At 36.0% G+C, this 20,735-nt stretch carries 17 protein-coding genes; all 17 read right to left on the bottom strand.

What is annotated here, in order from left to right; all coding sequences use genetic code 11:
* A partial coding sequence (locus CQA43_RS05550; protein WP_220271600.1) for an LbetaH domain-containing protein occupies positions 1-493 on the bottom strand: 493 nt, incomplete at its 3' end.
* 2 nt (positions 494-495) lie between these two features.
* Entirely contained in the window at positions 496-1,317 is an 822-nt protein-coding gene (locus CQA43_RS05555; protein WP_115551633.1) for a TIGR00282 family metallophosphoesterase, read from the bottom strand.
* Between the two features lie 8 nt (positions 1,318-1,325).
* On the bottom strand, positions 1,326-4,388 hold the full coding sequence (gene mfd, locus CQA43_RS05560; protein WP_115551634.1) for a transcription-repair coupling factor: 3,063 nt from the start codon (positions 4,386-4,388) through the stop codon (positions 1,326-1,328).
* Complete coding sequence (locus CQA43_RS05565) at positions 4,369-4,833, bottom strand: bactofilin family protein (RefSeq protein WP_115551635.1); 465 nt, start codon at positions 4,831-4,833, stop codon at positions 4,369-4,371. Before CQA43_RS05565 ends, mfd begins: the two co-directional genes overlap by 20 nt.
* Positions 4,752-5,687, bottom strand: a complete 936-nt coding sequence (locus CQA43_RS05570) for a M23 family metallopeptidase (protein ID WP_115551636.1) — start codon at positions 5,685-5,687, stop codon at positions 4,752-4,754. Before CQA43_RS05570 ends, CQA43_RS05565 begins: the two co-directional genes overlap by 82 nt.
* Before the next feature lie 8 nt (positions 5,688-5,695).
* Positions 5,696-6,943 carry a bifunctional folylpolyglutamate synthase/dihydrofolate synthase gene (locus CQA43_RS05575; RefSeq protein WP_115551637.1) on the bottom strand — a complete coding sequence of 416 codons (1,248 nt, stop codon included), beginning with the start codon at positions 6,941-6,943 and terminating at the stop codon, positions 5,696-5,698.
* Positions 6,933-8,159, bottom strand: coding sequence for a diguanylate cyclase (locus CQA43_RS05580; protein WP_115551638.1), 1,227 nt, complete (start codon positions 8,157-8,159; stop codon positions 6,933-6,935). The genes CQA43_RS05575 and CQA43_RS05580 overlap by 11 nt, the downstream gene beginning before the upstream one ends.
* Positions 8,159-8,668: an LPS assembly lipoprotein LptE gene (lptE, locus tag CQA43_RS05585; protein ID WP_115551639.1), complete on the bottom strand. Its 510-nt coding sequence runs from the start codon at positions 8,666-8,668 to the stop codon at positions 8,159-8,161. Before lptE ends, CQA43_RS05580 begins: the two co-directional genes overlap by 1 nt.
* Positions 8,668-11,130, bottom strand: coding sequence for a leucine--tRNA ligase (gene leuS, locus CQA43_RS05590; RefSeq protein ID WP_115551640.1), 2,463 nt, complete (start codon positions 11,128-11,130; stop codon positions 8,668-8,670). The genes lptE and leuS overlap by 1 nt, the downstream gene beginning before the upstream one ends.
* A gap of 8 nt (positions 11,131-11,138) precedes the next feature.
* Complete coding sequence (locus tag CQA43_RS05595) at positions 11,139-11,480, bottom strand: DUF6394 family protein (protein ID WP_115551641.1); 342 nt, start codon at positions 11,478-11,480, stop codon at positions 11,139-11,141.
* A complete protein-coding gene (gene secF, locus CQA43_RS05600) occupies positions 11,480-12,451 on the bottom strand; it encodes a protein translocase subunit SecF (protein ID WP_115551642.1) in 972 nt (323 codons plus the stop codon). Before secF ends, CQA43_RS05595 begins: the two co-directional genes overlap by 1 nt.
* Positions 12,452-12,459: 8 nt before the next feature.
* Positions 12,460-14,037: a protein translocase subunit SecD gene (gene secD, locus CQA43_RS05605; RefSeq protein ID WP_115551643.1), complete on the bottom strand. Its 1,578-nt coding sequence runs from the start codon at positions 14,035-14,037 to the stop codon at positions 12,460-12,462.
* Positions 14,038-14,044: 7 nt separating this feature from the next.
* A complete protein-coding gene (yajC, locus tag CQA43_RS05610; protein WP_115551644.1) occupies positions 14,045-14,317 on the bottom strand; it encodes a preprotein translocase subunit YajC in 273 nt (90 codons plus the stop codon).
* A gap of 60 nt (positions 14,318-14,377) precedes the next feature.
* Positions 14,378-15,439, bottom strand: a complete 1,062-nt coding sequence (locus tag CQA43_RS05615) for a glycosyltransferase family protein (protein WP_115551645.1) — start codon at positions 15,437-15,439, stop codon at positions 14,378-14,380.
* On the bottom strand, positions 15,439-16,449 hold the full coding sequence (locus tag CQA43_RS05620; RefSeq protein ID WP_115551646.1) for a glycosyltransferase family 9 protein: 1,011 nt from the start codon (positions 16,447-16,449) through the stop codon (positions 15,439-15,441). The genes CQA43_RS05615 and CQA43_RS05620 overlap by 1 nt, the downstream gene beginning before the upstream one ends.
* 92 nt (positions 16,450-16,541) lie before the next feature.
* A complete protein-coding gene (gene nhaA / locus CQA43_RS05625) occupies positions 16,542-17,873 on the bottom strand; it encodes a Na+/H+ antiporter NhaA (protein ID WP_115551647.1) in 1,332 nt (443 codons plus the stop codon).
* Between the two features lie 9 nt (positions 17,874-17,882).
* Positions 17,883-20,717, bottom strand: coding sequence for a RecB-like helicase (locus CQA43_RS05630; RefSeq protein WP_115551648.1), 2,835 nt, complete (start codon positions 20,715-20,717; stop codon positions 17,883-17,885).
* Positions 20,718-20,735 lie beyond the last annotated feature (18 nt).

The following is a 20,735-nucleotide window of genomic DNA, read 5'->3' on the forward strand; positions in this document are numbered from 1 at the left end:
TGACAGAACCCGAAGCAATAAAGCAACCTTTTAAGAATCCCACTTCTTGCCCCACCCAAATATGGTCGCCTAGATAAATGCTTTTGCTAGGATTAAGGCGTAAATTAGAATCCTTATCATAAATCAAATGAGGGTCAGCCGTCCTAAACCAAATAGAATAAGAAATTAAACTATTGCTACCTACAATAATATTTTTACGCTCTGTTGCTGCAAAGCCCCTCCTTGAAGCGGGGTTAAAGTAATTATTACTCCCTATGAAGCATACACTCTCATGTTGCACATCAATAGAATCCGCAGTCATTGTAGAATCGCCAATAAATACCAAAGCATTCTTACCTCCAAAATTGATATTCGTATTTTTCAAACAACTTTTTGCACTTAAAAACAAAATATTCCCACTTCCGACAAAGTGAATTTTGGAATTTTGCAAAATGCTTTCTAGTGGCTTAAAATGATAGATTATATTATTTTTTGCGTTTATTGTTTTAAACATTTCTATTCCTTATCCGCGCTCAAGGTCTTTTGTAGTTTTCCACCATCTACCGCCTTAAGCTTAAAGGCTTGCACACATTGTCCCTGCGCAATCTCACATACAATCATCTGAAAAATACTCGGGATTCCATTCCCCTCTGGCACATTTAGACGATTGGGCAAACCACTCAAAAATCTCTCAATCGGTTCTTTTGCGTCCATTCCAATCACGCTTTCTCTTGCACCACACATTCCAACATCACTTACGCCAAATGTCCCGCTAAAAATCTCCAAATCATCTGTACCAATATGCGTATGTGTGCCGCAAATCGCGCTAATTTGCCCTTTTAACATCATAAACATTGCGCGTTTCTCACTTGTTGCTTCTGCGTGAAAATCCAAAAGAATATTAAAAATCCCCTCTTGGTGTAACGATTCCACCGCACCTCTAGCGCAAAGGAATGCATTATCACATTGTGGCATACCAAAATGTCCCATTAGATTAAGAATCGCAAAAGATTCATTTCTGATTTTCCCACGATAGATTCCGCTTCCCACCACATCTTGCGGATAGTTATGCGGGCGCAAGACATTAGAATTTTTCAATGCCAAAAGAGGAAAAATATCCTTTTTGTCCCAAATATGATTCCCTCCTGTAAAAACATTGACGCCTACTTCTTGAAGCTCCTGCACACAAGAAATGCTAAGTCCAAATCCGTGGCTTGCATTCTCCCCATTTGCCACAACAAAATCTAGTGCAAATTCCTCTTTTGCTTGAGGCAAATAATGCGCCACTTGTTTCCTGCCAATCTTACCAACAATATCTCCAATCATTCCAAATCGCATTGTGTTCCTTAAGATTCTTTACTTTTATTCTGTAATTGTTTTGACTTTAAACTTTCTAAATGAGTAAAAACTGCTGTTAATAAATCGTCTTCATCTTTGCTTGCGGCTTTAATCATCAATTTCTCACCCTTTAAATCCACAAAAGAAATGTTTTGTTGATAATTCAAAATACTTGAGATTCCACAATTCCGTGCAATAATTTTAATACGAATTAAGTCCAAAAATTGCCTTGTATAGACATCTAATCTCCCAAATCGCTCCTCAATCTCTCCTTCAATTAAAAACACAGCATTTTCGTCTTCACTCTTAGAAAGCCTCCGATAAATCTCCAAACGCAACCGCTCCGATTCTATCAATTCGGGATTTAAAAATGCCGTAACGCTAAGTTTCACATCAATGGGGTTTTGTTTTTGTTGCACATCTCCACTCAAAGTAAAAATCGCCTCCTCAAGCAAACGCAAATATAGAGAATAGCCTATATTTTTGATATGTCCGCTTTGTGCTTCGCCCACTAGATTGCCTCCCCCACGAATCTCCAAATCGTGATAGGCTAATGCCCCTCCACTGCCTAAAAATGAGTTTTTCTCTAATGCCAAAAGACGTTTTTTGGCATCTGCAGTAATGCTTTCAAAATCCTCTACCAAAAGATAACAAAATCCCCCTTTATTACTTCGCCCTACGCGTCCGCGTAATTGATGCAAATCTGCGATTCCAAAACAATCTGCACCATCTACTAAAATCGTATTCGCATTGGGCAGATGAATCCCTGATTCTACAATGCTTGTGCAAAGCAAAAGATGATACGCGCCTTTGGCAAAATCTAGCACAATGTCTTCTGCTTGCGAAGAGGGGATTTGCGAATGCAGAATCGCAAGCTTTAATTGCGGCAAAATACTTAAAAGTTCCTCTTTTTTTTGTGCCATTGTGGCAATATTGTTGTGAATATAAAAGATTTGCCCACCTCTGCGAATCTCACGCAAGATGACTTCTTTTAACAAAATCTCATCATAGGCTTTCACAAAAGTGCGTGTAGCCTGCCTCTCACTTGGGGGAGTTTTTAACTCACTCAAACCTTTAATGCGAGAAAGTGCCATATTAAGCGTTCTTGGAATCGGAGTGGCAGACATAGAAAGCAAATGAATATTTTGGCTTAGTTCTTTAATCTTTTCTTTTTGTTTCACTCCAAATTTATGCTCCTCATCTATGATAATCAAGGCTAGATTCTTAAACTCTACATTAAAAAGCGCATGTGTGCCAACGACTGCATTTAAATCGCCCTTTTTAAGACTAGCCAAAATATTCTTTTTGTCTTTTGCGCTAACATAGCGGTCTAGGCGGGCTAATTTCAACCCAAAAGGCGCAAAACGTTCTTGCAGAGTATTGAAATGTTGATATGTCAATAAAGTTGTTGGGGCAATGATGGCAGACTGATAACCACTCAAAAATGCTGCAAACATCGCATTCATTGCCACTTCTGTTTTGCCAAATCCCACATCTCCGCTTAGCAATCTATCCATTACACGTCCCGAGCTTAAATCCTTAAAAATCTCTGTAATTGCTTGCGTTTGGTCTTCTGTATAATGGAATCCGCTTTGATTTTGGAAAATTAAAATTTCCTCCTTTGCTGTATCAAAAACCACGCCATCAAGCAATTCGCGTTTTGCTGCTAGTGCGATGATTGCATTTGCGATGATAAAAAGTTTTTCTCTGACTTTTTCTTTGAGTTTTGCGAAAGAGCCTTTCCCTAAGCGGTCTAACAATGGAATCCCTCCACTATCTGCCACATAGCGGTCAATTCTTTCTAAATTTTCAACAGGCAAAAGTAGTTTGTCTTCACCTAAATAGCGCAACTCAATGAAATCACGCGTCGCTCCAAAGATATTTGCCTGCACGATTCCATTAAAAATTGCCACCCCATAATCGCAATGCACAACATAATCACCAATATTTAACTCATCTAAAAAGATTTTAGCCTTAAGGTGTTTTTTTTGTTTCTGAGGAGAATTAAGAGATAAAATAAGCTCATCTTTTCCCAAAATATTGACTGAAATATCCAAATTTAACAGAATCTTAAAATGTGTGTCCGCCAATGTAATTCCTGCTTGACGCACTTGAGATTCCGTCTTTGCAATAATAGTAATTTGTTTATTTTTGTGAAACTCCAAAAAGTTTTTTAAAGTATTGAAATGATAATCAAAATCCTGATATTCTTCACTTTTTGGGATTTCTTTGCTCTTTAAGATTCTTTGCACACTTTGTTCATTGTATTCTTGAAATTCTAAAATTTCTTTCGCAAATTCCTTAACATTTGGCAATACAATAAATGGGTAAGTTTGCAAAAAATCTTGCGCAGCGTTAATTTTATCCAAATACCAAAACCCAAAACTAGCTAAACTGCTACTTTTTTCAATATCCAAAAAAGAAGTTTGTTGTTCTAAGATGATATTTTGTAAAATTGTATGAGATTCGGCATTGAGGTTAAAAAATGCGGGTGGAATCGCGAGTGTTTCTAATTCTTCTTTGGAACAAAGTTGGCTTTGAACATCAAATGTGCGAATACTCTCTATCTCATCGCCAAAAAGTATTATGCGACAAGGTTGTGAGCTAAATACATCAATAATCTCTCCTCTAATAGAGACTTCACCACTAAGCTCTACCAAATCCACAAACTCATAGCCTAAGTAAAATAAAGTTTCTTTGAAATCCTTTAAAGAAAGAGTAGAACCGACTTTTAATTCAATGCTTTGGAGGGATTCCGTATTGGGTAACGGATACAATAAAGTAGAAAGAGGGCTAAAGAGAATCTTTGGGCTTTTGCAAGAATAAAACTCTCTTAACACAACAAAGATTTCACTTAACTCTTCTTGGAAACTGCGCAAATCTTCACCAAATTTAGCGCGAAAATCCGGTAACACAAAAGTGTTAATTCCTAAAAATCGTGCGACATCGCTAGCATTTAGCGCACTTTGCCTCTCTTCACTTATGATAATTAAACCATTTTTAAAATGGGAATCAAATTCTTTCTTAAAACCTTTCAGATACGCATAAACACTACTTTGACTCACCGCCATCCTCTGATTTTTTTAGACTAAAGGGAGCCACTTTTGATTTATCTAAACCCATTTTATTGATTTTATCAAACCCATTGGTGCATTCATTGTTTTTATACACAACGCTTTGTCCAACAAATTCACCTGTTTTTTCAATAATCAATTCTTTAGCGGTAATACTACCATCAATTCTGCCTTGTGGTAAAATCTCTACAATATTGCATTCGCAATTTCCCATTAATTTTCCACTCACCACCAAATGTTCGGAATTAATACTACCATTGACGCTACCATTTTTACCAATTGCAACATTTGTTTTAGCGATAATGTTACCTTCTAAAGTCCCATCAACATGTAAATTACACTCACTAATCACATCACCTTTTATTTTTGTTCCTTGTGCGATAATGCTGGTGTTGCCTGAATTTCCACTAATTTGTTTATCATTGTTAGCAAAGATTGCCATTTTATGTTTTTCTCCTTTTCAAAAATTTGCGTATAATCCCGCATCGTCCATTCTATAAATGGGCGCGGATTAAGGTCGCGACTTAAATAGCGAATTTCATAGTGCAAATGCGGTCCGGTGCTTCTACCACTATTCCCAGAATATGCGATGAGTTGCCCGCGTTGCACAAAATCTCCCTTATTCACAACAATTTTGCTCAAATGAGCATAAAATGTTTTGAATCCAAAAGAATGTTCTAATTTTACCATAATTCCATAACCACCATTATAACCATTATTGGTAAAATCTGCCACACCATCTGCGGGCGCATAAATCGGTGTCCCAACGGGAATTCCAAAGTCAATACCATTATGAGGTTGGGTGCGCTGTAAGACAGGATTCACGCGTGCTCCCCATTCAGAAGTGATACGATAACTTCCACGTAGAGGAACACCATTAGGGATTAATTGCATTACAAATGCCTTTTGTGCGCCTGTTATTCTTGCTAAATCCACGCGTTCAATCAAACTTAAATCTTGTGGTGCTTCAATAATCTGGTCACTTAAGCCTACGATTCCTTCTAAATCCTCAATTCTATCAGAAACTTTTACTAATTCTTCTGTTTTTTCATCTACCAAAGCGCGTAATTGCTCATTTTTTTCGTTGATTTTCAAATATTCTTGCTGCATTAAATCACGTTTTATTTCAATCTGTTCCACTTCTTTTAAAAGCAGGCGAATAGAGATAAAACTAAAGAAAAATATCACAACAACAAGCAAGATGATATACAACATAATTTGCTTCATATATTGGTGAATATTATATTGTTTAGAACCATTTACATCGGTAATAGTAACAACAAAGCGATTCTTCACATTTCCCCCTATCTTTTTGTTTTTGAAAAATGTGTCAAAAACTCTGCGACAACACTAAATGAACCGCATACTAAATAATTTTCTTCTGGATTAAGATTCATCATTTTAAAATCTTTAAATTCTATCTTTAATTCTTGTAAAATCTTTTCTAATTGAGCCTTTGCAATCATTCGCATATTGGCAATTTCTAATATCTCTACACGTTTAATTATCGGTGCTAACGCACTCAAAACTGCGCGAGGATTTTTATCAAAGTATGAATTATAAATTAAAACACATTTATTTTGGCTAAAATAATGATTTTTAAATTGCTTTACTAACGCTTGTGCCGCATTGACATTATGTGCAACATCTAAATAAAGATTGGGTGCAAGCCTTTGCAAACGCCCTTGCAAATCCAATGAAGGCAGAATCTTTAAGCACTCTAGCGAAAAATTTGCTAAAACATTTTGTGAAAATTCTTGCTTTTGTTCTAAGATTTCTTTCAAAGCCAATAAGCCATAATAAGCCAAAGTCAAATTTTGCGCTTGATAATAGGGGTAATCTTTCCTTGCAATCCATTGAGAAATCTCATCAGGAATTTCTTTAAGGATTTCTAATTTTGCATTTTTTTCTTTGGCGATTTCTTGTGCAATGCTTATAATTTCCTCTGCATTTTCGCTTTGGAATCCCAAAATTGCTCTTTTGGACATTGCTTTTAATTTGGTGGTTGCGATTTTTTCTAAAGTATCCCCCAAAAACTCTTGATGGTCTAAACCAATGCTCGTAAAAAGCGATAATTCTGCTTGCACACAAGTCGTTGTAGAATCAAATTCACCCCCAAGCCCTGCTTCAAGCACCAAAATATCGCAATTTTTGAAAACCTCCAAAGCCAAGAAAGTTAAAACTTCAAAATAGCTTGCTTTTTCTAATTGCAATTCTGCGGTGGAATCCAATGCCAAAAATGCTTCATTCAAAACCTCTCTTGAAAGATTTGCCCCATTTTTCCAAAATCTCTCCTCAAGAGACAACAAATGCGGGGAACTAAAATGCCCGACATTAAATCCAATTTTATGCAATATTAAACTCAAAAACCTTCCTGTGCTCCCCTTGCCATTTGTGCCAATTACTTGAATAATTGTTTGTGTAGGCAAAGACACAATGTTTAATTGTTGTAAAATTTTGGGAGCACGTGCGGGGTCAAAAGGAGCATATTCTAATCCCTTTTCATCTAAAAATCTTTCTAATTGCGTCTCATTGTGTGCGTTAAGATTCATAATTAATAATTCCTTTTGAGTCTTTGTGTTTGCTAAATTCCTCCAAACTTACTTTTAACATATTTTCTAAACTTTCAGATTCTACCCTATGCGAGACTTGTGCGCTTAGAGAAATATTAATGCGCGTTTGCTGAAACATAAAAATACTTTGGCTCACTATGGAATCTAAATTGCGGATAAATTCTATTGCCTCCTCTTTGGAACGTTCTAGCAAACAAGCCAAAAACTCTTCCTCACCATAATATGCTATCAAATCACTTTCATTGCTGTATCGTTTGAGTAATCTCCCCAAAGTTGCCATAACGCGTTTGGCGGCTTCTAATCCGAAATGTTCCTTAACCTTTTCATAAGCTGCAATCCCAAAAACAATCACAGAATAATTTTTTTGATTGTTTTGAAATTGCGATTCCGCAAAATCCAATACTTCTTGCATTCCCTCTTTGCTTACAAGTGTTGTCATTGAATCAATCGGCAAAGAATAAATGTCATTATATTTCAAAGGAACGGATTTGTGCTTTGGCTGATGTGTAGAAGTTGTGGTTTGATGATGTTTTGGTGATTTTTTTGCAACTTGATTTTGCTCTAACTTGGAAAATTGTTCTTTCAAAATTTTTTCTAATTTATGCAAGAGCTTTATCTTGGTTTCTTTATTTGTATTCTTTTTCAAACATTTGCGCGCTTCCTCTTGCCAATGACAAAACGAAGAATTTTGAATCTTAAACCCACTCAAAACTTCTAAACCTTTAGCCAAATCTATGAAATCCAATTCTACGATTCCTTTCATCTGTTCCGCCCAACGCTCACGCCATATTTGCATAGATTGTGCATTGAGTTTATCAATTTCCAATAATTGTCCTTTGGCAAGCATACTAATTTCCTTATGTGGATGCGTCGTGAGCAAACGCAAAAGCAACTTTAGAATCTCTAATTGAGTATAAAAATTTCTCTTATAAAAAAACAGATGATGGATAGATTGCACCAAAGAAGTAATTAATTCATTTTTATTTTTAAATTTCCGATTAAATAAACTCTCTCTTACTTCCTTATCTAACATTTCAAGGATTTTTTCTGTGCTAAAGTCTATTTCTCCTACATTGCTGCCTAATTTTTTTGCTTGAGCATAAAAGGCTTCTGCATAAAATTCTGGTGTAGGCTCTTTGCCCTCTTTCAACAATGCTTTCAATGCTTCTCTAGCAATTATTTGAGCATTTTGCATTATTGCACTTCAATTCCCACTTGAGAAACAAAACCATCAATTGCTTGCAAGAGTGCTTGATTGATTGCCTCAAGACGAATAGAATCTGTAATCACGGAAGTATCGTTCAGTGAAAAATTGTAATAACCCTTTTTTGAAAATTGACGCGTTGCTTGTGTTAAGGTATTGGTATATTTAAATTCCACCGTTACTTCGCAGCGATAAAAAGTAGAAAATCCCGTGCGATTTTCCGCAAGAGAACTAAACGCCACTCTTTGCAGCTGCACCTCAATGATAGCGGTAGAATCCTCCTTATTGGATACATTTGCGTGCAAACGTTCAAAAATTGCCTTTGAGATTTCATCTTTTAAGGCTACACTATTTTGTGGGTCGCGCGCATTGATTTTAACTTCTACATAAACTTTATCTCCCACTGCCTTTTGAGCCTTATGTGCAATGGGCTGATAACCGCACGCACTAAATAGTAGCAAAAATCCGATAGAAAAAGTAATTTTAAAGATTCCAAACATTATTGGACCACAAAATTTACTAATTTTTTAGGCACAACAATTTCTTTAAGAATTGTTTTGCCTTCTATCCACTTCGCAACTTCTGCTTTAGCAAGATTCAAAATCTCTCCATTACTACTTGTTAAATCCACTTTGATTTCTCCGCGTCTTTTCCCATTAATCGTGATTGCCATTACGATAGAATCCTCTTTTAAAGCTTCCTTATCTATTGGAATTTCTGTAAAATTTTGCAAGCAAAAGTATTCTTGACTTAATTCCCAACAAATATGAGGAATAATCGGCTCTAAAATATTTAAAAGAATAAAATATCCCTCACTCCAAATTTCTGCATTATCTTGTTCGTTTAAGGCATTTAAAGCCTCCATACACGCAGCAATTAGGGTATTAAAAGCATAACCATTGGCGTGACAGAAAGTTTCTTGATATTTTTTCAACGCTTCATAAACCTTTTTGCGCGCATATTTTTCTTTTTCATTTAAATTTTGCGATTGGATTTTGGGCAAATTTTGTATTTTTTGTATCTTTTCCACCTTAGCACAAAGTCGTTTAATGAAGCGATATGAACCTTCCAAGGCAAAATCATTCCATTCTAATTCGCGCACTGGAGGTGCTGCAAAAAGAATAAATAATCGTGCAGTATCTGCACCATATTGCGCAATAATTTCCTCTGGATCTACCACATTTCCTTTAGACTTGCTCATTTTTGCGCCTTCTTTGGTTACCATACCTTGCGTCAAAAGATGAGAAAAAGGCTCACTAGAATCCGTATAGCCCAAAGAGCGTAGGACTTTTGTAAAAAATCGTGAATAAAGTAAGTGCAAAATTGCGTGCTCAATTCCACCAATATATTCATCTACATCCATCCAATAACTCTCATCTGCGCGACTAAAGGCTTCTTCTTGACGCAATTGTGTCGGTGTCGTATAACGCAAAAAATACCAACTAGATTCTACAAAAGTGTCTAATGTGTCTGTCTCTCTCACAGCATTTTTGCCACATTGCGGACAAGCACAATGCTTCCAATAAGGGTGCTTATCTAGCGGATTTCCCTCTCCGTCAATCATAACATCTTCAGGTAATGTAACAGGCAAATTTGTCTCTGCTACGATTCCACAATCTTTACAATGCACTAATGGAATCGGAGTGCCCCAATATCTCTGTCTTGAAACACCCCAATCCCGCAATTTAAAATTCACAACAGCTTTACCTAATTGATTTTTCTCAAAATATTCAATAATTTTGATTTTTGCCTCTTCATTATCCAATCCATTAAATTCTTGCGAATGAATTAAGATTCCATTTCCGTCATAAAAGTTCTCTTTTGCTAGCTTTGCCTTAGAATCTTTTGCAATAATGACAGGGAGAATCGGTAAGTGGTATTTTTTGGCAAAATCATAATCCCTTTCATCGTGTGCAGGCACACTCATAACCGCACCGCTTCCATAGCTGATGAGGACAAAATTTGCGACCCATAGCGGAATTTTTGCGTGTGTTAGCGGGTGGATTACGGAAATACCAAGTGGCACCCCCTCTTTGTCTTGTTGTGCGCGCTCTTTTTCGCTTGTATTTTGAATCGCAAGGATTTGCTCTGTTTGTTTTTGTGTGATTCCATAAGATTCTGCATTTTCTAAAACCGCTTTTACAAGAGGGTGTTCTGGAGCCAAAGCGCAATAACTTACACCAAAAATTGTATCTGGACGCGTAGTGAAAACTTCTATATTCTCTATCGCACCTTTTGAATATTCTATTTTGTTTTCTAATTTAAAAGTGAATTTCAATCCCTCTGACCTGCCAATCCAATTTCTTTGCATTGTCAGCACTTGATTAGGCCATTTACCTTCTAATGTTTCTAAATCGTCCAATAATTCTTGTGCATAATCCGTAATTTTAATGTAATACTGATACATTTCCTTTTGCACCACAGGAGTATCACAGCGCCAACATTTCCCCTCAATCACTTGCTCGTTTGCAAGCACGGTTTGGTCTTTTGGACACCAATTCAAAAAACCTTTCTTGCGATAAATCAAGCCTTTTTCCCACATTGCAATAAATAAAGATTGTTCCCATTTAGAATAAATAGAATCACAAGTGGCAAATTCGCGTGTTTTAGAGAATGAGAATCCCAAACTATAAAGCTGACGTTTCATATTTTCAATATTAGAATAAGTCCAAACTTTTGGGTGAGTTTTATGTTTTATTGCAGCATTTTCTGCGGGCATTCCAAAGGCGTCCCAACCAATCGGGTGCAAGACATTGAATCCCTCCTTGCGAAATTTTCTAGCAATTGCATCACTAATACAATAATTGCGCACATGCCCCATATGAATATTACCGCTAGGGTAAGGAAACATACTTAAAATATATTTTTTGGGTAATGTTTTATCGGGTTTTGGTTCATATGCTTGATTCTCTTCCCAAAAATCTTGCCATTTCTTTTCAATTGCTTTTGCATTATACTCCACATTTACTCCTAATTGTAGTCATTATAGCTTTTAACGCTTTCAATTGCTACAAATACGATAGAAACGATATTTGCCACCACTGCTCCTAATGCCAAAGCCACTGCGACATTTGTATTATCAAATACCTGCATATAGATAAAAGAGGGAATTAAATGTAAATCCGCTACAAGCGAGGCTGCCATTAATTCTGCAGACATATAACTTCTTACACCAACTTTTAAAATCGTGGATAAAAGATTGACGCCACCGGCAATAAATAGCATTACAAGGCTTTGGTCATACAAAAATCCGACTGTAGAAGTTAAACTCATTAAAATAAAAAATATAAAGAGAACCTTACCCCAATCCATTATATCCTTCCTTTCTCATACATTTCGCGTAATTTCTTTTTCTCCAATGCTCTACGCTCGGCATCAGCAACTTTTTGATGATATTTTTTTAAATCAAACTTAAATAAAATCACTAATTTACTTGCAACAAAAATAGAACTATAACTTCCCACAATAGAACCTACCAACATCGGCAGACTAAAGCCTTTGATGATTTCTCCTCCAAAAAGATAAAGTGTAAAGACAGAAAAAAACATTGTCAAAGAAGTGAGTATTGTGCGTGAAAGCGTTGCAGAAAGTGCCTCATTGATAACCTTTTCTAAACCATCATTTACACGCAAGCCAATCGTTTCTCGGATTCTATCAAAAATAATAATCGTATCATTGATAGAATAACCAATCAAAGTCAAAAGTGCAGCAATCACTTCTAGGTTTAAGTCAATATCAAACAAAATCACAGCACCCGCAGAAATCACGACATCATGCACAAGTGCCAAAACCGCCGCTAGTGCAAATCTCCACTCATAACGATAAGAAACATACAGCATAATACTCACAAGTGCCAATACAAGGGCTAAAGTGCCTTTTTCTTGCAATTCGCTCCCCACTTTTGGACCGACAATATCTACACGTCTAATATTCAATGTACCAGTATCTTTCAAGACTTCTGCGACTTCCTCACCAATGTTTTGATTTACGCTTGAAGTCGCGGTAGGTAGCTTGATTAAAATCTCTTCAGGAGAACCAAACTCACTGACTTGCGCACCTTTATAGGAATCTACCAAATCCAACTTCGCCCGAATCTCTGCCAAAGGCGCAGGTGATTCGTATTGTAGTTGAATCAATGTCCCACCAGCAAAATCCACACCCAATGTGAAGCCCGGTTTCATAAACAAAACCAAGGACACAACAAACAAAATCAAAGAAAGCACGATTCCATAGCTTGACATCTTGACAAAATCATAAATTTTTTTGTGTTTGAAAAAATCCATTTTTTTCCTTAACTTGCTCTCTCTTTATAACCAAACCACAAGGCATAGTTTCCAGATTTCATAATATAATTCTGCAAAGCTCTAAAAACTCCGTGTGTGCCAACAATAGCAGTGATAATAGAAGCCAAGATTCCAATACTCATTGTGATTGCAAAGCCTTTAATTGCACCCGTTCCGCACATATAAAGTAAAATTGCAGCAATCAAAGAAGTAAGATTGGAATCAAAAATTGCCCTTGAAGCATTTGCGTAGCCATTTTCCATTGACTTGATAAAATTCTCTTTGGCGCGGAATCCCTCACGGATTCTTTCATTAATAATCACATTTGCATCTACTGCCATACCAACAGTTAGAATAATTCCCGCCATTCCGGGAAGCGTTAAAGTCGCACCAAAAAGTGCCATAACCGCAACCACTAGCAAGATATTTATCACCATTGCAAGATTTGCAATCATTCCTGCGATTCCATAATAAAATACCATAAAGCCCATAACAAGCACCGCACCTGTGATAAGTGCCACTAAAGAAGCTTGAATACTATCCGCTCCTAAAGAGGGACCCACACTACGTTTTTCTAGCAAAGTAATAGGAGCGGGTAATGCGCCACTTCTTAGCGCAATTGCTATATCACTTGCTTCTTGCACGCTAAATCCACCACTAATCTGTCCGCTTCCTCCTCCAATTCTCTCGCGAATCACAGGGGCGGAATAGACTTTGCCATCTAGCACGACTGCCATACGATTGCCAACATTTTTACCCGAGAAATCACCAAAAATCTTTCCACCTTGTGTATTTAAGGTAAAATTAATAATTGGTTGTCCATTCTGGTCATACGCCGCTCTTGCGTCTGTTAGCATTTCTCCATCTAAAACAGGAATTGCTTTGAGCAAAATCTTTTGCTCGGGATTATTAATGAAAGGCAAAATCACATCACCCAAAGATTCTGCCTCTAGTTCTGTCATACTAGAAACTCTTGCGTTGCGTGCTTCATCTACCGCCATCATTTGCAAATGCCCACCTTTTGAGATAAGTTCTAAAGCGCGTTGTTCCTCTTCTTGTGTTTTAATACCCGGCAACTGCACCAAAATCGCGTCATCGCCTTGCTTGGTTACGCTTGGCTCGGATAATCCAAATTGGTCTAAACGATTCCGAATATTGCTAATTGCCTGCTCAATCGCAAAATTCTCTATATTTACAATTTCATCTTCCGTAAGAGAAAGTGTATAGTTTAGATTTTGCTCCTCTATTTTTAAACCCGAAATTTCTTTTAAATATCCATCTATCTTGGATTTTTCGTTAGAATCCAATAACTCAAATTGGACACTATTATTTTGCGCACTTAGATTATCTAATAAAATCTGCTCCTCTAATGTATAGTAATTAATCTGTGAGGCGATAGAAGAATAACGCGTTTTTATAGCTTCTTGCGTTTTGACTCCCAAAAGTAAATTCAATCCCCCTTGTAAATCAAGCCCTAAAACGATTTTTGGTCCTTGTGTTTGAAAAAAGGAAGGAATAGAAAGTGCAATTCCAAAAAGAATTGCGAAAATAAAAAAAAATAGCTTGGAATTAAAAGGCTTTTTCATCATTCAACTATTGCTCAAACTTTTTAGCAACATAATCTTTAGCTAGTTTCACAATCGTATCATCATTTAAACGAACCATAAAGAATTCTTCTTCACGTTTCACAATCTCAACGATAAACCCACCGCTTGTTATAATCTTGTCTCCCTTATCCAATGCCGCAACCATTTCTCTATGCTTTTTTGCTTGTGTTTGCTGCGGACGAATGATTAAAAGATAAAAAATTGCAATCAAAACAATAAGTGGTAATAATTGCGCTAGTGTATTTCCAATATTTTCCATATAAAATCCTCATTAATGAAAATAAAAGCGGATTTTAGCAGAGCTTTACTAATTAAATCTTTAAGCTAAATTTTGGATTAAAAAATCCTTAGCTCTTTGCAAAAAAATTTCTGCAAATTCTTTTTCTCTCGTCTGCCAACTTGTAGGCACAATGACATCCTCATAGATTCCACCCCAACCGCCCCCTTGCCATCTATTTTGCGCACTTTCTCTAATGAGTTCTAAGGTTGGAATCTTAAGATTATCCGCAATATGCACATTGCCTGTATTTGAGCTTAAAAGACAATCTAATCTACTGATAAACTCTACTAAATTAAGTAAATCTTGGTTATTTTTAAAAATCTTGAGATTTTCTTGCTCCATTTTGGGAAATTGGACGCCACTTTTTGGATAATCCATAAAAATAAAAAGGAATTGTGGAAACTCTTTGGCTAGATTTTCTGCAATCCTAAACCAAGTGGAAAAGGAAAAATTTTTGCCAGCATTTTTTAGGGTAACACAAAAAGGATTGACTCCGATAATTTTCGCATATTTGCAAGCCTCAAGTTTTTCTAATATACTATCTACGAAAATAATGTTTTCTTCCTCTCTTTTTAATAAAGCTTTAGAATAATCAATCTTTGGAATCTCTTTATCAAAATGTTTTTTATTGATTGCACGCACGAGATTCAAACTCCCCTCCATAAATGCACGATTCTGCCTCCAATAAGGATTAATGACTTGCTCTACTTGAGGGATAAACAACATTCTTTTATGGAGCAAAAGATTCTTAGAAAAAGTAGTTAAAATTCGTTTGGTTGGAATCCTTTTAACTTCCCAAATTGCCTTTAAATTATCGTGTTGCAACAGAAGCAACACTACATCAAACTTCCTTGTTTTATCTTGCAAAACCTCATCAAAAGATACAATTTCATCAATCCATTCCATATTTCTAAACAAATTTTTACTTGTATTAAATTTTACAATTAGGCTTAAAGTCGCTTTTGGATAGAGAAACTTTGCCGCATAGAGACTTTTTAAAATTACCATTGCATCACCTATCCTAGCACAAAGTAGATAAAAAGCTATTTTAAGCGGAAAATCCCCCCCCCCCCCGCAGATAAAGTTATTCCAAAATCTCATTAAAACTCCTTGTGATTTTTGACAAAAAGAATCAAATCCCTTGCCTTTTGCAAAAAAGATTCTAAATATTTTTGCTCTTCCTCGCGCCAATGAAGCGGCATCGTAAGGGAAGAAAAATAACCTCCATAAAACCCCCCACTCCACTGCCTTGCAAGCCTTTGCACCATAACTTCCAAAGTCGGAATCTTAGCATTATCCGCTAGATGAATATGCCCACTATCCACACCCAAGATTCCATCGCAAGATTGCACAAAAGCAATCAAATCCTCCAAACCCTGTTCATTATAAAACACCTTGAGATTCTCTTGCGTAAAGGGTGCAAAATGATATTGTGTCCCACGATAATTTACAAAAACAAACAGAATTTCCGAAAATTCCTTACTTAAAGCCTGCGCTAGAATAATCCATTCTTTAATATTAAAATTAACTTTTCCTGTTAAACTTCTAGCAAAAGGAAAAATTCCAATTACTTGTTTATATCGTGTTCCCTTACCCAAAGCCCATAATAAAACTTTAATTCTCTGGGAGGAAGCCTCCAAAAGCGGTAATTTAGCTAATGAAAAATCCAAAGATTTTATTGTTTTGCCAAAAGTTTTGGGATTAATTTGCCGCACAAGGTTGAGATTTCTTTGAATCTCATTGTGTGTTTGTAGCCAATAAGGATTGACACAAACTTGAAACTTTCTTAAATACTTTAAATATAAAAAGGGCATATGAAGTAAAAGAGATTGACTTAATGTAACGATTTTGCGCTTTGCTTGAATAGACTCCGCTATTTCTAACACTTTAAGATTATGATGTTCAATCACCAAAAGAATATCAAACTTCTTTTCCGAATCATTCTTAATCTTTGCAACCTCTAAAACCTCATCAATATAAGGGAGTTTTTTTGACGACAAAAGACATTTTTGATTTTTAACAAATAAAGTTAAATAACTTTCAAAATAGAGAGATTTAAGCGCGTAGAGACAAGGAATACACACTATTTCATCGCCAATTCCTCCACGCATTATATTGCCCAAAACTGCGATTTTGAAATGACTTTGTTGATTGAACATAGAATCTTGTGCGAAAGACGAGCAAAAAGCCCATCTTGATGAGATTAGTGGTGCGAGAGTTTGCCACGAATGATAAAAAAGATACTTCCTAAAATACCTGCTGTCAAAGAAGCAACAAGAATCGTGATTTTAGCAACATCTGTTGCAACAAGACCGTGTGCGCTATTGACATCAAATGCAAGATTAGTAACAAAAATAGACATCGTAAATCCAATCCCTCCTAAAGCTCCCGCTCCAAAAATATCCATCCACGAAGCACCATTAGGACGCGCTGCGATTCCAAGCTTCTCTGCAACAAAAGTAAAGGTAAAGATTCCGATTGGTTTCCCAACCACAAGCCCTAAAAGAATTCCCAAAAAGACATGGTCAATGCTAAAATCAATATTGGAACCAATCGCAACTCCAGCATTTGCAAACGCAAAAATTGGCATAATGAGATAATTGCTATAAGGTGCAAGTGCGTGTTCTAAACGCAAGAGCGGATTTTGCACCGCATTTTTTTCTTTGCTTAAATGGTGTAAAGCTTCCACTTGTTCATTTTGAAGTAAGATTCCATCTTTTTTCGTTTCTGCCTCTTGAAAATGACTCACGATTGTTTTAAGTTTGTCCATAAAGGAAAGTGTGTCAATCTTAGGCGCAACAGGAATCGTAAAAGCAAGCATAACCGCTGCAATTGTCGCATGCACACCACAATTATGCACGGCAATCCACAAAAAGACTCCCAAAAGCATATAAGGAGTTAGAGCCTTAACGCCCATTTTGCCAAGTATCACAAGCACAACAATAATCCCCGCCGCAACTGCCAACCATTCAAGAGAAACTCCAGTAGAATAGAATAATGCAATAACGATAATTGCACCCAAATCGTCCGCAACTGCCAAGGAAACCAAAAAGACTTTAACAGAGATAGAAACGCGTTTCCCAAGTATTGCCAATACCCCCAATGCAAACGCAATGTCTGTCGCCATTGGAATTCCAAACCCTGTTACAGAATCTGTGCCTACATTTAAAGCATAATAAATAATTCCCGGTCCAATCATTCCACCAAGTGCGGCAATAATCGGTAATGCAGCACGTTTAAATCCCGCAAGTTCTCCAAAAAGCACTTCGCGTTTAATTTCTAATCCTACAACCAAAAAGAAAAATGCCATTAAAACATCGTTAATCCAATGTTCTAAGCTCATTCCAATGAAATGTCCATTTACACTAAAACCAAATTTAGTTTTCCAAAGCTGCGCATACGCTTCACCCAAAGGCGAGTTTGCGACAATCATCGCCAAAATTGCACAACATAGCAATAAAACACCCGCAAAAGATTCGCTTTGTGTGATTTTTTTAAAAATCGCTAAAAAACCTTTTTTATTTTCCGCTTCCATAACTCCTCCTTAAACTTCAACTAATCTTCCTTCACCTTGCGTGTAAAAAATATATCCATAAGCTGTTTTATGCAATATTGCACTTACAGATTCCATATATTCACGCACTTGCACCCTATGTGATTCCTTAGGTGAACCGCTCTTATAATCTACGATAAACGCTTGCTCATCTCCTATAATCAAAAGGTCTAAACGTTTTTGCTTACCATCAAACAAAAAAGGAATTTCACATTTTACCTTTCCTTTAGCCAAAATTTCAATTAATTTTTGATTTTTTAATACAAAATTACATTGTGTGATGATTTTTTGTAATTCTTCGCGCTCTAAATAAAATCCTACTTTATTATCCAAAAGCTCCAAAATCAACGAATCCCTAAGGGCATTTTTAAGCTTTTGTTCCATCACAAAATGCAGTGCAATTCCATAATAAATTGCTTTAAGACTTCCGCAAATCTCTTCATTTTCTCCTCTTTCCTCTTCCTCCTCTTTTAGATACATTTCCTTTTGTCGTCCGAGATTTTCCAAACTTAGTTGCGAGGAAGAAATACAACAAAAAGTCTTTTGGGGTTCTAGATTTACAGCGATTTTTCCTCTTTGGATTTGCATTTGTATTGCGCTTTTTAAATCCCCTCTTGCTTGTGCATTGAGTTGCAGAATCTCAAAAGCACTTTTATTGTCAAGACAAAAAATGTTCATTGTATCTTTTGCGCGCGTTAAGGCAACATAGAGCTGATTTTTCAAATCCTTGGTTTCCAATTCTTCTTCTTTACACAACGCATTTTGATACATAGAATCCAAGCTACTTCTAATTTTGCTCTTGTTTTGATTAGCATATTGAAAAATCCTTTGAATCTCTACACCATTTTCTTTAAACTCAAAAAACACATTTCCGTGCTGATTGTTGCTTGCATTGGATTTATCCACCACAAACACATTTTCAAACTCCAATCCTTTGGATTTATGAATTGTCATAATCCGAATCCCCACAAAATCACTTGAAATAATCTCTAACGCAAACCTCTCTACTTGCTCCAATAATTCCCCTATATCATAAAATTGCAAACAAGATTCTAAAAATTTCTTGGCACTTAAACTTGCGATATGATAAGACTCCATAATTTTCAACAATACCCTTGCAGGTTCTTTAACTTTTGCAAGAGATTCTACAACAACCTCTAAGCTTTTATTCTGCGATTCTGTAATCTCTATTCCCAAAAGCATAAAAAACTCTTGCCTAAATTGAATCTTTTTAGTTTGTATGTATTTTAAAACCTCTATTAGCGCACGCACTTCATTGTGATGAATTAATTTTGCACTCGTGTCAATGACAACCTTTACCCCCTTGTCTTGCAGAAATTGTGCAAGTTCCACTACGGATTTGTTATCAAAAACCAAAATCGCTATTTCTTCCTCTTTTGCCCCTAGCTTTCTTAAATCCTCTAATCTCTGAAAAACCTCAAAATAAAGATTCTCTTTTGTGCAAGCTTGCACTTTTACGCTACCTTCTACATTTATCTTCGCAATTTGGGGGATAAAATCCTGAATCGTATTGGTAAAAACATCATTAACAAAATCCACAATATGTCTAGCACTGCGGTAATTTGTATCTAAGTTTTGGGATTCCATTCCATTGCTTGCAATTTTAAATAATTCCGGATTCCCTCCACGAAAACGATAAATGGATTGCTTTGTATCCCCTACATAAAAAAAGCTCCGCTCAAAGTTTTTTTGTCCCTTGCCGCTTTTGATTTCCTCAATCAATGGCTTTAGAATCTCATATTGCAAAATGCTTGTGTCTTGAAACTCATCTATTAAAATATGGCTCAATGTGCTATCAAGTCTAAAATACAAAAAATCTTTATGAATAAATTTTGCGGCTAATAATTGATAAACTTTTGAGGCAACTGCATTGAAGCTTAAACGATTATTCTGCCGATAATAATGTTCTTTTGCTTTTAAAAAGCATTGAAAAATCCGATAAAGCTGCTCCAAATATTCTGCTTCTTCTTGCAATAAACCTTGATAAATAGATTCTTTTAAGAGTGCAAAATCTGCTTCATTAAAGGGAGTTTTAGAAAATTTATCTCTTTTGTAGTCTTGTAAATTTTGCTTTGTTAGCCAAGTTTGACCCTTTTGTAATAAGCTTTCAAAATTGCTAAACTGCAAACTATCTGCTAATTCTCCAAAAGTCTCAACATAAGTTTTTTGAATGCGCCTAGCATATTCCATTGCTTTTTCTTTGGGGTTTTCTCTTTGTGATTCTATAAATTTTTGTATAAAAAGGCTTTGTTGGAGCATTTCCTTAAAAGAATCCAAAAACACGCACAAAGTGAGAATATGGTTCAGAGTTTGTTTTTTGCGGTAACAAATCTCTAAAATCTGCTCAAAATCAGTTTTTTCCAAAAGCGATAAAAAAATTTCCGTAATTGCTTCTAAATCATCTTCTTGCAACTCAAAATCATATTCTACCCCCACATACCAACAAAAATTTTTTAAGATTCTTTGGAAAAAGGCGTCAATCGTCGTAATCTTTAAGTCTTCTCGCAAAAAATCATAATAAATTTGACTGATTTTATCTTGCCATTTTAGCCATTCTTGTTCATCTTTGATAGTAATAAACTCAAATTTATTAATATACTCTCTATTATTTTTATTGTCATAAAGTTCTTTAATCTTATGGATAATTCTTTCTTCCATTTCTTGAGCGGCTTTTTTCGTAAAAGTAAGCGTTAAAATGCTAGAAGGTTTTGCCCCTAAAAGCAGTAGATTTAGATAACGCATTGCAAGCTGATAAGTCTTTCCACTCCCAGCACTTGCACTTAAACACAAAAGCGGATATTGCATAAATTCCTCCGAAAATTT

It is taken from the genome of Helicobacter ganmani (assembly GCF_003364315.1).
Taxonomy (GTDB): Bacteria; Campylobacterota; Campylobacteria; order Campylobacterales; family Helicobacteraceae; genus Helicobacter_D; species Helicobacter_D ganmani.